Genomic DNA, 13,985 nt, shown 5'->3' on the forward strand with positions numbered 1-13,985 from the left:
AATAACATGTCTGCTAAAAAACGAGGTTTAGGCCGAGGACTCGATGCACTTTTAAGTTCGTCAAAGCCTGCACCAAGCCCAAGCAAGGAACAAGACACATCAAACGTTTCTGAGGCTGTGCAAAATGCCGCGGCTAATAATAGTGAATTACAAAAACTCCCAATAGAGTTTTTATACTCTGGTAAATACCAACCTCGTAAAGACATGTCTGAAGAGGCGCTAGAAGAGCTTGCTAGTTCTATTCGCTCACAAGGTATTATTCAACCTATTGTTGTGCGCCCTATTGCACATAATAGCTTTGAAATTATAGCGGGTGAGCGTCGTTGGCGCGCAGCGCAAATAGCTAAGCTTGAAACAGTGCCTTGTATTATTAAAGATGTACCTGATGAAGCTGCCGTTGCGATTGCACTGATAGAAAATATTCAGCGTGAAGATTTAAATGCCATGGAAGAAGCAGTTGCACTTAATCGTTTACTAATAGAATTTGAATTAACACATCAGCAAGTAGCAGATGCGGTGGGTAAATCACGTACGACTGTAACTAATTTACTGCGTTTAAATAACTTAAATAGTGATGTAAAAATTCTGTTAGAACATGGCGATATTGAAATGGGCCATGCTCGTTGCCTGTTAGCCCTTGAAGGTGAAGCGCAGTCAGATGCTGCTCGTTTAGCTGTAGCTAAAGCATTAACAGTTCGAGAAACTGAAAAGCTCGTACGTTCAATTTTAGAACCTTTACCTGCTAAAGAAATAACCGAAAAAGATCCAGATGTTAAGCAGTTAGAACAACAACTCGCTGAAAATCTAGGTGCTAAAGTAGAGATTAACTACAATAAAAAAGGCAAAGGTAAACTGGTTATTTCGTATACTAACCTAGATGAACTTGACGGCATTTTAAATCGTATCAATCACGACAATACCCACCATTAGTTTTCTACATGTCTAAAAAGGGACATTTGTAGCTATTTCGTGTTACAAAGCATCTACTCAAGTTGCAAAACTGGCAGGATTAAGTATAATTTCGCCAGTTTTCACACCCTAACAATTAGAACGCAATAAAGGTTAACTAAACGTGACTGATAAGTTAGCGAGTCCATATCGACTTGCCGTATTAAAGTTAATTTGCCTTCAGGGTGTTGTAGCATTAGTTGCTGCTGTAATTATTTTTTTTAGTTCGGGAGTCAATGCCTCGCTTTCATCACTCGCTGGTGGAGCTGTAGCAGTACTTCCGCACTTTGTATTTGCACTTTATGCATTCAGATATATGGGTGCAAGTCGAGCAAATCAAGCGTATGCCTCGTTGAAACGCGGCAACGGATTAAAGTTTATGCTAACAATTGTATTGTTTGCGCTGGTACTGAAGCATTTTCCGGTAATTTTATTACCCTTTTTTAGTACTTATATACTGGCGCTCTTTACTGGATTGTTCGCACCCGTTTTTTTTAAACATTAACTTTTGGGATATAACATGGCAGCAGAAGAAGTTACTCTATCTGGCCATATCCAGCACCATTTGACCAATGCTAAGATGTGTTCGACCGATACAGGTCTCGCCTTCAATAAAGCATGTACGGACAGTGGATTCTGGACATGGCATATAGATACCCTTGCATGGTCTATCGGTTTAGGTCTTATATTTTTATGGATCTTTCGTAGTGCCGCTAAAAAATCAACACTAGGTGTACCTGGGAAATTTCAGTGTTTTATTGAAATAATCGTAGAATTTGTTGGCGACAACGTACGCGATACTTTCCATGGTAAAAGCAAGCTTATTGCACCATTAGCCTTAACGATTTTCGTTTGGGTGTTCTTAATGAACTTAATGGATTTAATACCAGTTGATTTCATTCCAGCACTTGCAGGTTTCGTTGGTGAGACTGCATTTGGTATGGATTCACACGATGTGTACATGAAAATTGTACCTACTACCGATATTAATATGACTTCAGCGCTAGCGCTGGGTGTATTTATACTAATGGTTGGCTTTTCAATCAAAATAAAAGGTATTGGCGGGTTTATTAAAGAGTTAACGCTTCATCCGTTCAGCTCAAATAACATGTTTGTTCAAATTATTTTGATACCATTTAACTTATTACTTGAACTGATTGCACTCGTTTCTAAACCGTTTTCATTAGCACTACGTTTGTTTGGTAACTTATATGCTGGTGAGTTGATTTTCATCTTGATCGGCGCGATTGGTTTTATGCAACTACCGTTGCACTTTGTTTGGGCAGTATTCCATATTCTAGTTATTACATTACAAGCATTCTTATTCATGATGCTTACGATTGTATACCTAAGCATGGCAAGTTCAGATAATCACTAATTTTTAGATTTACAATTTTACTTTTACTTTTAACTTTACAATTGAAACTTTGGAGAAATAAATGGAAGCTTTAGAATTATTAACAGGCTTAAAATACATCGCAGTAGCTTTACTAATCGGTTTTGGTGCAATCGGCACAGCAATCGGTTTTGGTAACATGGGCGGTAAATTCCTTGAAGCATGTGCGCGTCAACCTGAGCTTGCACCTTCGCTACAAGTTAAGATGTTTATTCTTGCTGGTCTAATCGATGCTGTAGCAATGATTGGTGTTGGTATCGCTATGGTATTGTTGTTCGTACTTTAATTTTATTCTTTGAACAGCTTACTATTTAAGGAGGAGCGGTTGTGAATTTAAACGCCACTCTTATCGGTGAATTGATTGCGTTTACGGTGTTCGTATTATTTTGTATGAAATACGTATGGCCACCACTAAACGGTGCAATTGAAGCTCGCCAGAAAAAAATCGAAGATGGTTTAGCTGCCTCTGATAGAGCCGAAAAAGACTTAGAACTTGCGCAAAAGAAAGCTGCTGAACAGCTTAAAGATGCAAAAGCTCAAGCGGCTGATATCATTGATCAAGCTAAAAAGCGTGCAGTGCTAATTGTTGACGAAGAAACACTTCGTGGTCAACAAGAGCGTGAAAGTATCATTGCTCAAGGGCACTCTGAAGTTGAGTCTGAACGTAATCGCATAACAGAAGAACTACGTAAGCAAGTAGCAACTCTGGCAGTGATTGGCGCAGAACGTATTTTAGAGCGTGAAATTAATCAAGCCGCACATAGTGACATCGTTGAAAAACTTGTCGCTGAGCTGTAATTAGGAGGGTATGAGCATGTCTAATTTGACTACTATCGCTCGCCCATACGCTAAAGCGGCTTTTGAACTTGCCGTTGAGAAAGGCACTCTAGAAAGCTGGAATGATATGTTGTTCTTTGCAGGCCATGTAGCCAGCAATGAGCAAGCATCGTCTGTTTTAGCGAGTATGCCTACAGCTACTGCACAAGCTGAATTATTTATTCAACTTTGTGCTGAGCAGCTCAACGAACAAGGTCAGAACCTAGTTAAGGTGATGGCTGAAAATGGACGTTTGACAGCTCTACCTGAAGTTGCACAGTTATTTGCTGAATTTAAAGCAGAATACGATAAAGAAATCGAAGTAGATGTGATTTCTGCAACTCCTCTTGTTGCTGCGCAACAAGAGTCATTGGTAGCGGCACTTGAAAAACGTTTCGCACGCAAAGTTAAGCTGAATTGTAGTGAAGACGCGTCAGTGGTTGGTGGACTTATTATTAGGTCTGGCGACACTGTAATCGACGGTACTATTCGCGGTAAATTAAACCGCTTAGCTACAACACTACAATCGTAATTGGGAAAAAGAGCATGCAACTTAATTCCACTGAAATTTCAGATCTGATCAAACAACGTATTGAGAAGTTCGAAGTTGTAAGTGAAGCTCGTAACGAAGGTACTATTGTATCTGTTACTGACGGTATCATCCGCATCCACGGTCTTGCTGACTGTATGCAAGGTGAAATGATTGAGCTTCCTGGCAGCCGTTATGCTATCGCACTAAACCTTGAGCGCGACTCAATTGGTGCAGTAGTAATGGGTCCGTACGCTGACCTTACTGAAGGCGTAAAAGTATATACAACTGGTCGTATTTTAGAAGTTCCTGTTGGTCCTGGTTTACTTGGTCGTGTTGTAAACACACTCGGTGCTCCAATCGATGGTAAAGGCGCTCTAGATAACGACGGGTTTGAACCTGTAGAAAAAATTGCACCAGGTGTAATCGAGCGTAAATCTGTAGATGAGCCAGTTCAAACTGGTTATAAATCTATTGATGCGATGATTCCAGTTGGTCGTGGTCAACGTGAACTTATCATTGGTGATCGCCAAACAGGTAAAACTGCACTAGCAATCGATGCAATCATCAATCAAAAAGACACAGGCGTTAAGTGTGTGTACGTTGCGATTGGTCAAAAAGCATCTACTATTGCAAACGTAGTTCGTAAATTAGAAGAGCATGGTGCATTAGCAAATACTATCGTAGTTGTTGCATCTGCTTCTGAATCTGCGGCACTTCAGTACTTAGCACCGTTCGCGGGCTGTACTATGGGTGAATACTTCCGTGACCGTGGTGAAAACGCATTAATCGTATATGATGATTTGTCTAAGCAAGCAGTTGCTTACCGTCAAATTTCATTACTACTTAAGCGTCCACCAGGCCGTGAAGCATACCCAGGTGACGTATTCTACCTTCACTCTCGTCTTTTAGAGCGTGCATCGCGTGTAAACGCAGATTACGTTGAAAAGTTCACTAATGGTGAAGTGAAAGGTAAAACTGGTTCATTGACGGCATTGCCAATCATTGAAACTCAAGGCGGCGACGTTTCTGCGTTCGTACCGACTAACGTTATCTCTATCACCGATGGTCAGATCTTCTTAGAAACTGACTTATTCAACTCAGGTATCCGTCCGGCAGTAAATGCTGGTATCTCGGTATCGCGTGTTGGTGGTGCTGCACAAACTAAAATCGTTAAGAAACTAGGTGGCGGTATTCGTCTAGCCCTAGCTCAGTACCGTGAATTAGCTGCGTTCTCGCAGTTCGCGTCTGACCTTGATGATGCAACTCGTGCTCAACTTGAGCATGGTGAGCGTGTAACAGAGCTAATGAAGCAGAAACAGTACGCGCCAATGTCTGTTGCTGATATGTCTTTGTCGTTATTTGCTGCTGAAAAAGGCTTCCTTCAAGACATCGAAATCGCGAAAATCGGTGACTTTGAAGCAGCTTTACTTTCGTATGCAAATAGCACATACGCAGAGCTTGTGGCTCAAATCAATGAAACTGGTAACTTGAATGCCGAGATCGAAGCGCAGCTTAAAGAACTTCTAACGAAGTTCAAGTCTACGCAAACTTGGTAATTTAGTTATTAATGGTGCGCTTTAGGAAACTAAAGCACACCTTGATTCGGAGAGAGAGTCATGGCCAGCGGAAAAGAGATTAAAAGCAAGATCGGGAGTATTAAAAATACTCAAAAGATCACTAGCGCAATGGAAATGGTTGCTGCGTCTAAAATGAAAAGGGCGCAAGAACGCGTTGCTTCAAGCCGTCCATACGCTGACAAATTACGTGAAGTAATTGGTCGTGTTGCTCAAGCAAATCTTGATTTTACTCACCCGTTCTTAAAAGATCGTGAAGTGAAACGAGTTGGTTATATTGTTATCTCTACAGACCGTGGTCTGTGTGGCGGTCTAAACTCAAACGAGTTTAAGAAAGTTGCACTTGATGTTAAAGCGTGGAAAGAAAAAGGTGTTGATGCTGAATTTGCTACTTTAGGTAGTAAAGCAGCTGGCTTCTTTCAACGTTTTGGTGGTCAACTACTCGCTAAAAAAGCGGGCCTAGGAGATAAACCTTCAGTACAAGACGTTATTGGTCCTGTAAAAGTTATGCTTGATGCATTTTCTGAAGGCAAAATAGACCGTTTATTCTTGGTATATAACAAATTCGTTAATACCATGAGGCAAGAGCCAATTATAGATCAGTTACTCCCTTTGCCAAAAGCTGAAGAAGAAGTATCTGCTCACACATGGGATTACTTATACGAGCCAAATCCAGAGGCTATTTTAGAGTCTTTGTTAGTACGCTTTATTGAGTCTCAAGCATACCAAGGTGTGGTAGAAAATGCTGCCTCTGAACAGGCTGCTCGTATGGTTGCAATGAAAGCTGCAACTGATAACGCAGGTGACCTTATGGACGAGCTACAGCTTGTTTATAACAAGGCTCGCCAAGCAGCAATCACACAAGAAATTAGTGAGATTTGTTCTGGCTCAGCAGCAGTTTAATGCTTCGGGTAAAGATTAACGAGAGGAATAGACATGAGTTTAGGTAAGGTCGTCCAAATTATCGGCGCCGTTGTGGATATTGAATTTCCACAAGATAGCGTGCCAGCGGTATACCACGCACTAAGAGTAACAGATGGCGATTTAGCTGGTTTGACTCTAGAAGTTCAACAACAGCTAGGTGGCGGTGTAGTGCGTACTATCGCTATGGGTACTACTGATGGTTTACGTCGTAGTGCTTTAGTTATGAATACAGGTGAATCGATTCAAGTTCCAGTTGGTAAAGCAACACTTGGTCGTATCATGAACGTACTTGGTGAGCCAATCGATGAAGCGGGTCCAATCGGCGAAGAAGACCGTATGTCTATTCACCGTGCAGCACCTTCATACGAAGAGCAATCAAGTTCAGTTGAACTTTTAGAAACTGGTATCAAGGTTATCGACCTTGTATGTCCGTTTGCTAAAGGTGGTAAAGTTGGTTTATTCGGTGGTGCCGGTGTTGGTAAAACTGTAAACATGATGGAACTTATCCGTAACATCGCAATCGAGCACAGCGGCTACTCAGTATTCGCAGGTGTTGGTGAGCGTACACGAGAGGGTAACGATTTCTACCATGAGATGAACGATTCAAACGTACTTGATAAAGTATCGCTTGTATACGGTCAGATGAACGAGCCTCCTGGTAACCGTTTACGCGTAGCGTTAACTGGTCTTACTATGGCTGAAAAGTTCCGTGATGAAGGTCGCGATGTACTTTTCTTCGTAGATAACATCTACCGTTATACTCTTGCTGGTACAGAAGTATCTGCACTACTTGGTCGTATGCCATCAGCGGTAGGTTACCAGCCTACACTTGCTGAAGAAATGGGTGTGCTTCAAGAGCGTATCGCTTCTACTAAGACGGGTTCAATTACATCAATCCAAGCGGTATACGTACCTGCGGATGATTTAACGGATCCATCTCCAGCAACTACCTTTGCTCACTTAGACGCAACAGTAGTACTTTCACGTGATATCGCATCACTTGGTATCTACCCAGCGGTAGACCCACTTGATTCATCTTCACGTCAACTTGACCCACAAGTAATTGGTCAAGAGCACTACGATACAGCACGTGGCGTTCAAACAGTTCTTCAGCGTTATAAAGAACTTAAAGACATCATTGCAATCCTAGGTATGGACGAGCTTTCTGACGAAGATAAGCAACTTGTATCTCGTGCACGTAAAATCCAACGTTTCCTATCTCAGCCATTCTTCGTGGCAGAGGTGTTTACAGGCGCGTCTGGTAAGTACGTATCACTAAAAGATACAATTTCTGGCTTTAAAGGCATCTTAAACGGTGAATTTGATGATATGCCAGAGCAAGCGTTCTACATGGTTGGCTCTATCGAAGAAGCTCAAGAAAAAGCCAAAGGCATGTAACTAGGAGGGTAGTATGACAGCTATGACTGTACATCTTGACGTAGTAAGCGCTGAGCAGAGTTTGTTCTCTGGTCTTGTTGAATCGATTCAAGTATCTGGTAGTGAAGGCGAGCTGGGTGTAAACCTAGGCCATGCTCCACTACTAACTGCCCTTAAACCTGGTATGGTACGTTTAGTTAAGCAATTTGGTCACGAAGATGTGATATATGTTGCTGGCGGTACATTAGAAGTTCAACCAAATCACATCACGATTCTTGCAGATACTGCGGTTCGTGGTGAAGATTTAGATGAAGATTCTGTACAAAAAGCTAAACGTGAAGCTGAAGAACATATGGCGAATTCGTCAGCTGTTGAGTTTGATTATCAGCAAGCGGCTACGCGACTGGCAGAAGCAGTTGCTCAGTTACGCGTAATTCAGCAATTACGTCACAAGTAAGCCTATCCGGTTTGTAAAAAGCCCACTTTAAGTGGGCTTTTTTGTGCCTGTTACTTTTGTATTTACACTAAATACCTTAGTCCGATTATTATCTACACTTTTACACTTATATCCTGCCGGAATCCTCGCTACAATAACGCCATTCAATTAAGTGTGTTTTTCAGTCAAGATTCAGTACTAATAAACTAACCTACTGAGTATTTGCACAAGAAGTGACTTACGTAATCTTCTGATCAAATATAAAACTTATTTAGCTAAAACAACGAAAAAAGGAAATTGTTTTAATGGCTCTAACAACTATTATTCTTGCTGCGGGTAAAGGTACTCGTATGCGCTCTGCTCTACCTAAAGTTTTGCACAAAGTTGCAGGTAAACCAATGGTGCAGCACGTTATTGATAATGCGATGGCATTGGGTGCAACGACTACAAACCTAGTTTACGGACACGGCGGCGAACTATTACAACAACAACTTGCCGATAACAATGTAAATTGGGTACTTCAAGCTGAACAACTTGGTACTGGCCACGCAGTAGCGCAAGCCAACTCTCATGTTAATGATGAAGATACGGTATTAATTTTATACGGTGATGTACCACTAACAAAACAATCAACACTAGAGCGTTTATTAGCCGCAACACCTAAAAATGGTTTAGCGGTATTAACGGTAAATTTAGTAAACCCAAATGGCTATGGTCGAATGCTTCGTGCCGGTGGTAAGTTAGTTGGTATTGTTGAGCAAAAAGATTCAAGCCCAGAACAGTTACTTATTAACGAAGTAAATACAGGCATTATGGCTGTTAACGGTAAGCTATTAAAAACATGGTTAGGTAACTTATCTAACAATAATGCACAAGGCGAGTACTACTTAACAGATATCGTTGCAATGGCTCACAGTGAAGGCGTAGAAATCACTTCAGCTCAGCCAGAGTATGCAATGGAAGTTGAGGGCGCAAATAACCGCGTACAACTTGCAGGCTTAGAGCGCGCTTATCAAGCATGGCAAGCAGAAGAGTTAATGTTAAATGGTGCAACACTTGCTGACCCTGCGCGTATTGATGTGCGAGGAACAGTGACCACCGGTGAAGATGTACTTATCGACGTAAACGTTATTTTTGAAGGCACGGTCACGCTTGGTAACAACGTACAAATAGGTCCTAACTGTGTCCTTAAAAATTGTAGCATTGGTGATAACGTTATTATTAAAGCTAATACGCTGATTGAAGATGCCACAGTTGCAGATAAGTGTACGCTTGGTCCTTATGCTCGCCTTCGCCCAGGCGCTGTAATGGAAGAAGACTCACACATTGGTAACTTTGTTGAGATGAAAAAAACCCGACTAGGTAAAGGCTCTAAAGCCAACCACTTAAGTTATTTAGGTGATGCTGAAATTGGCGAAAAAGTGAATATTGGCGCGGGCACTATTACTTGTAACTACGATGGTGTTAACAAAGCAAAAACTATTATTGGCGATAATGCCTTTATTGGTTCTAATTCATCACTCGTTGCCCCAGTAAATATAGGTGCAACTGCAACAATTGGTGCAGGCTCTGTGATCACCAGTACCGTTGAAGATGACCAATTAGCAATAGCACGCTCTAAACAGCGTAATTTAACGGGTTGGAAACGCCCAGTTAAAAAATAACAATAGAGGCTACTTAGGTAGCCTTTTTTATTTTAGCTGAAGTTTAAATTGCTCTTTATAGCGTCTAGACAAGTTAAGTGCTTTACCTGTTGTTAGTTTTATTTCACTGTCGCCACTGGGGAGTGGTGTAATGGACTCCACTTTATCGAGTTTTACGCCATGGCTGCGGTGAATTCTACAAAACCCCTGTACTTCAAGTTGTTTACTTAATGCTGTAAGCGTTGCCCTTAACGGATATATACGTGAGCCTATATGTAGGTTTACATAATTACCCGACGATTCAAGCCAATCAACATCCTCTATTTTTATAATGAATTCCTTTCCGAGCTTTTTAACTAATAAGCGATTTATGGTCGATGTTGTTTGCTGCTCACTTTCTTCAATTGAAGAGGCTTCACCTAGTAATTGCTGCACCACATATTGATATACTTTGATAAGTACGATGAAAAACACAAAGCTTATAGCGTCTTTCTGGTATTCATAAATAAGCTCAAACCAGCTAAGTCCAAAGTTGTAAGACCCATCATTCAACAAATATATGAATTTACGAACCCCTACCATAATACCAACGTGTAACACGCTAAATATAATAGAGGCACCAAAGTACATACCTAATGAGGCCGTAATATTTTGCCAATTAAAAGGTAAGTATCTTAAAAACCAAATTAAAATAGGGAATATAAGCAAAGTACTCAATGCACTTGAATACTCCCAAACAAATGGCTCCCACATTAAAAAAGTTAAAGTCCCTTCTCTTTGGGCTTCCATTATTTGGGTTGTAGCGTTTACTGTATTATTAATTAGTACGTAAGCACACAGTAATACTGATGCGTAAATGCTTTGAAAACGTTGAAAGTGTTGTAGGTTCATAAATGTATGCTTATTGCTGATGTGGCATGCTTATCCCTGTATACCACCTTTTATCACTATTGCTTGTAATATAAGCACTTATAGATAGTTTTAGCGAGAGTTTTAGGTATGAATAACGCATAACATTCATAAAGTAGTAAAAGCATGAGCACTCAAGTACAACAACCTTCATTAGTTAATTCGCGTAAATATTATCTTGATTGGCTTAGGGTAATCGCATTTGCGTCGCTAATTTTTTACCACATTGGCATGTTGTATAGCGAAAACTGGGGATTTCATTTTAAAAGTAATTATACATCACAGTATGTTGAATATTTAATGTTGGTGTTTTCACCTTGGCGCATGTTGCTCATTTGGTTTATATCGGGCGTAGCACTGCGTTTTATGATTGATAAAGTAAGTAGCTTTAAGTCTTGGTTACATTTCACCTTATACCGCTCTATTTTTTTACTATTACCCTTGCTGGTGGGGTTATGGCTAATAGTGCCTTTACAGTTGTTTGCAGAAATGTCGCAGCAAGGTGTTATTGATATTAGCTATTGGCAATTTTATTTAGCTTTTATAGAGACTAACAATACGCTTTTTATTAATTATCAGTCTGGAGTGTGGTCGAATGTGGATGTAAATCACTTATGGTATTTGCGCTCGTTGTGGCAATTTATGCTGATCATTATTGTTTTAACTCTTTTTGCACGCTTGCCCTTTATTACGCCTTTAAAAACATTTGTTAAAGGGGGTATGTCATTTGGGCTTTTAATTACCTTACTCACTATTGCCGTACTATTTACAAGCCATTACTTAACTGGCGATTCAATCAGAGAAACTAACGGCTTTATACTGTTACTCGCAGGATACATACTTGCTAAAAACACTTATTTTTGGAACTGCTTAAATAAAAATTTGGTATTACTGGCTTTGAGTTTTACGGTTTTGTTTGTACTTATAATATTAAGTTATCAGAAGGCGTTTACTCTTCCTTATTTTATTTTAAGCGGTAGCTACAATATTCAACGTGTTGTAGGTGTATTTTTTGTACTTGCGCTCGCTCACCGATTTTTAAATTTTAATACCTACTATTTAAAGCAGCTCAATGCATGGGTATTTCCCTTTTATTTATTGCATCAAAGCATTTTGATTATTTTGTGTTTTTTACTACAGCCTTTAAGTTTAGGGGCTGTTGCTGAACCATTTATCATTATTTTAGGGACTTGGTTTTTTTGTGGTGTTTTTACATGGGGTATAACACATATTGATATACTTAGACCTTTGCTAGGGATTGCAATTAAACGAGATTATTCCCCGACTGTAAAAATGCTTGGTTATACGGCCGCTTTAATTTTAATAACTCCGCTAGCGTATAAGCTAATTACTTAGGCTAAGAGGCTGTATTAAAACTGCCATAATCTTGTCATGCCTGTGTGTTGATATTTAGCAAATACAATACTAAGGAAAATTACATGTTTAAAAAATCAATTATTGCGCTGTCACTTATATCTGTTCTTACTGGTTGCTCACTTGATGGTGACGATGGTCAAAACGGCTCTCAAGGATTACAGGGAGAACAAGGCACAGGTGGGACTAATGGGTTAAATGGTATAAATGCCAATTCAGCATTAAATATTAACCTTGTGGGTAGAGGTGTATTAAATGCACAAAGCCCAGAAGGTGCAGCTGAAATAGTTGCATATCAAGCATCTAAAAAATGGATTTACGCTATTAACAGTTCAGGTGATGACGCTGTTGTTAATATTTTACCCGCCGACACCTTTGATACTGCCGCACTCGTTAAAGATAACGAAGGGGTTATAAACGGCACAAATTTAACATCCGTTATTACGTTGCCTTTAAACGAGTTCACCCAAGGCGATGCAAACAGCATTGCTATTGATGAAAATAACAATCTACTTGCAGTGGCAATGGCTGCTGAAAGCACGGGTGATACAGGTCAAATTGCTTTTTACGATATAAGCGGCGACTCACCTGTATTTATTAAAAATGTTACAGTCGGATTTTTACCAGACATGGTGACGTTCACCCATGATGGCGCAAAAGCAGTGGTTGCTAACGAAGGTGAACCAAGTGATGACTACAGCGTAGATCCTGAAGGTTCTATTAGTATTATCGATATAACAAATAATGTAATAGCCGATACAGCAATAAATATTGATTTTAAAGCCTATAACAACAAACAAACCGAACTAGAAGCGCAAGGGGTAGTTTTTGCAAACCCAAATGGTCGTACTATTAACGGTAATCTAATAAATACCACAGTAGCTATGGATTTAGAGCCCGAGTACGTTAGCATTTCTAAAGATAACAAATATGCTTATGTATCTATTCAAGAAAACAATGCACTTGCAATAGTTAACCTACAAGACAACAGTCTTGAGCTAAAGGGCTTAGGCTTTAAAGATTGGTCAAGCTTACAACTTGATGCCTCAGATAAAGACGGCGGCGTGAATTTTAAATCATACCCAGGGCTCTATGGTATGTACCAGCCCGACACTATCTCAAGCTTTAGTTGGAAAGGCGCTAACTTTATAGTCACTGCCAACGAAGGTGACGCAAGAGAATACTTTTTTGATACAACGAATGAAGCAGACTGTATAGCAAAGGGCGGACTTGATTACGATGAAGACGATGGCTGCTTAGCTTATATAGATGAAAGCCGCGTTGAAGACTTAACTCTTGCTACTAATTTTGATTACTTAAATAATGACGATGATGATATTGGTCGCTTAAAAGTAACAACAATAAAAGGCGATACCAATAACGACGGACAATACGAATCGCTTTACGGCTATGGCGCACGTTCTTTTACTATTTGGGATAGCAATGGGCTGGTGGTTTTTGATTCAGGTGACGATATAGCACGTATAACAGCATCTGTGCATGGTGAATCATTTAACAATAATGAAGATGAAAACAAAGGTGACTCACGTTCAGATGATAAAGGCGCAGAGCCTGAAGCGCTGACTATTGGTAAAATTGACGATCGTACATTTGCTTTTGTTGGATTAGAACGTATGGGCGGTATTATGGTTTACGACATTACTAATCCATACAATGTGCAATTTGAAGACTACTTCTATAATAGAGGCTTAATTAAAGGAGCGAATATTACAGGCGATTTGGCACCTGAAGGAATGGTATTCGTTTCAGCAGAGCAAAGTGCAACAGGAAATCCACTCTTAATTGTTGGAAATGAAATATCAGGCTCTATTGCCGTATGGGAAATAGCATCTAAATAAATCTTTAATTTTAAATAAAGCTGTGTGTTGTTTGTTTAACATACAGCTTAGTTTAAACCTTACTAATACATCATCAATTGATACATAAATTATGAGTGTTTTTTAAACTAAAAGTATCCTGCAGCCCTTTATTTGTATAGCTTTCATACTAAATTCATTTAATTGTCAAAAAGCTGAAATAAAACATTGACCCCCGC

General features: G+C 39.9%; 14 protein-coding genes. 13 read left to right on the plus strand and 1 reads right to left on the minus strand.

Annotated features, from left to right (window positions below):
- Window positions 1-6 precede the first annotated feature (6 nt).
- The 11 genes from I6F42_RS19115 to glmU all read left to right on the plus strand — a co-directional run bounded on the left by I6F42_RS19115 (window position 7) and on the right by glmU (window position 9,667).
- The gene (locus I6F42_RS19115; protein WP_010555144.1) at window positions 7-930 is read left to right on the plus strand and encodes a ParB/RepB/Spo0J family partition protein; all 924 of its coding nucleotides are present in this window, start codon (window positions 7-9) and stop codon (window positions 928-930) included.
- A gap of 142 nt (window positions 931-1,072) precedes the next feature.
- Window positions 1,073-1,453, plus strand: a complete 381-nt coding sequence (locus I6F42_RS19120) for an ATP synthase subunit I (RefSeq protein ID WP_007585983.1) — start codon at window positions 1,073-1,075, stop codon at window positions 1,451-1,453.
- Window positions 1,454-1,468: 15 nt separating this feature from the next.
- Window positions 1,469-2,326, plus strand: a complete 858-nt coding sequence (atpB, locus tag I6F42_RS19125) for a F0F1 ATP synthase subunit A (protein WP_010555143.1) — start codon at window positions 1,469-1,471, stop codon at window positions 2,324-2,326.
- Window positions 2,327-2,387: 61 nt separating this feature from the next.
- Window positions 2,388-2,630 carry a F0F1 ATP synthase subunit C gene (gene atpE, locus I6F42_RS19130; RefSeq protein ID WP_007585980.1) on the plus strand — a complete coding sequence of 81 codons (243 nt, stop codon included), beginning with the start codon at window positions 2,388-2,390 and terminating at the stop codon, window positions 2,628-2,630.
- A gap of 41 nt (window positions 2,631-2,671) precedes the next feature.
- Window positions 2,672-3,142 carry a F0F1 ATP synthase subunit B gene (gene atpF / locus I6F42_RS19135; protein WP_004335264.1) on the plus strand — a complete coding sequence of 157 codons (471 nt, stop codon included), beginning with the start codon at window positions 2,672-2,674 and terminating at the stop codon, window positions 3,140-3,142.
- A 16-nt stretch (window positions 3,143-3,158) separates the two neighbouring features.
- Window positions 3,159-3,692: a F0F1 ATP synthase subunit delta gene (gene atpH / locus I6F42_RS19140; protein ID WP_007585978.1), complete on the plus strand. Its 534-nt coding sequence runs from the start codon at window positions 3,159-3,161 to the stop codon at window positions 3,690-3,692.
- 14 nt (window positions 3,693-3,706) lie between these two features.
- Entirely contained in the window at window positions 3,707-5,248 is a 1,542-nt protein-coding gene (gene atpA, locus I6F42_RS19145; RefSeq protein ID WP_007585976.1) for a F0F1 ATP synthase subunit alpha, read from the plus strand.
- Between the two features lie 60 nt (window positions 5,249-5,308).
- On the plus strand, window positions 5,309-6,169 hold the full coding sequence (gene atpG / locus I6F42_RS19150; RefSeq protein WP_007585974.1) for a F0F1 ATP synthase subunit gamma: 861 nt from the start codon (window positions 5,309-5,311) through the stop codon (window positions 6,167-6,169).
- 33 nt (window positions 6,170-6,202) lie between these two features.
- Window positions 6,203-7,588 carry a F0F1 ATP synthase subunit beta gene (gene atpD / locus I6F42_RS19155; RefSeq protein ID WP_007585971.1) on the plus strand — a complete coding sequence of 462 codons (1,386 nt, stop codon included), beginning with the start codon at window positions 6,203-6,205 and terminating at the stop codon, window positions 7,586-7,588.
- 13 nt (window positions 7,589-7,601) lie between these two features.
- Entirely contained in the window at window positions 7,602-8,024 is a 423-nt protein-coding gene (locus tag I6F42_RS19160) for a F0F1 ATP synthase subunit epsilon (RefSeq protein ID WP_007377666.1), read from the plus strand.
- A 284-nt stretch (window positions 8,025-8,308) separates the two neighbouring features.
- Window positions 8,309-9,667, plus strand: coding sequence for a bifunctional UDP-N-acetylglucosamine diphosphorylase/glucosamine-1-phosphate N-acetyltransferase GlmU (glmU, locus tag I6F42_RS19165; protein WP_197153110.1), 1,359 nt, complete (start codon window positions 8,309-8,311; stop codon window positions 9,665-9,667).
- Between the two features lie 27 nt (window positions 9,668-9,694).
- On the opposite strand, the gene I6F42_RS19170 is transcribed toward glmU, so the two are convergent.
- The gene (locus tag I6F42_RS19170) at window positions 9,695-10,537 is read right to left on the minus strand and encodes a LytTR family DNA-binding domain-containing protein (protein WP_197153112.1); all 843 of its coding nucleotides are present in this window, start codon (window positions 10,535-10,537) and stop codon (window positions 9,695-9,697) included.
- Between the two features lie 144 nt (window positions 10,538-10,681).
- Here I6F42_RS19170 and I6F42_RS19175 point away from each other — a divergent pair, with 144 nt between their 5' ends.
- Together I6F42_RS19175 and I6F42_RS19180 are read left to right on the plus strand one after the other, a co-directional pair.
- Entirely contained in the window at window positions 10,682-11,911 is a 1,230-nt protein-coding gene (locus tag I6F42_RS19175; protein WP_197153114.1) for an acyltransferase family protein, read from the plus strand.
- 83 nt (window positions 11,912-11,994) lie between these two features.
- Entirely contained in the window at window positions 11,995-13,788 is a 1,794-nt protein-coding gene (locus I6F42_RS19180; RefSeq protein WP_197153116.1) for a choice-of-anchor I family protein, read from the plus strand.
- Window positions 13,789-13,985: the final 197 nt, after the last annotated feature.

Origin of the sequence: Pseudoalteromonas sp. SWYJZ12 (assembly GCF_015864395.1) — a bacterium.
In the GTDB taxonomy this organism is placed as follows: domain Bacteria; phylum Pseudomonadota; class Gammaproteobacteria; order Enterobacterales; family Alteromonadaceae; genus Pseudoalteromonas; species Pseudoalteromonas arctica.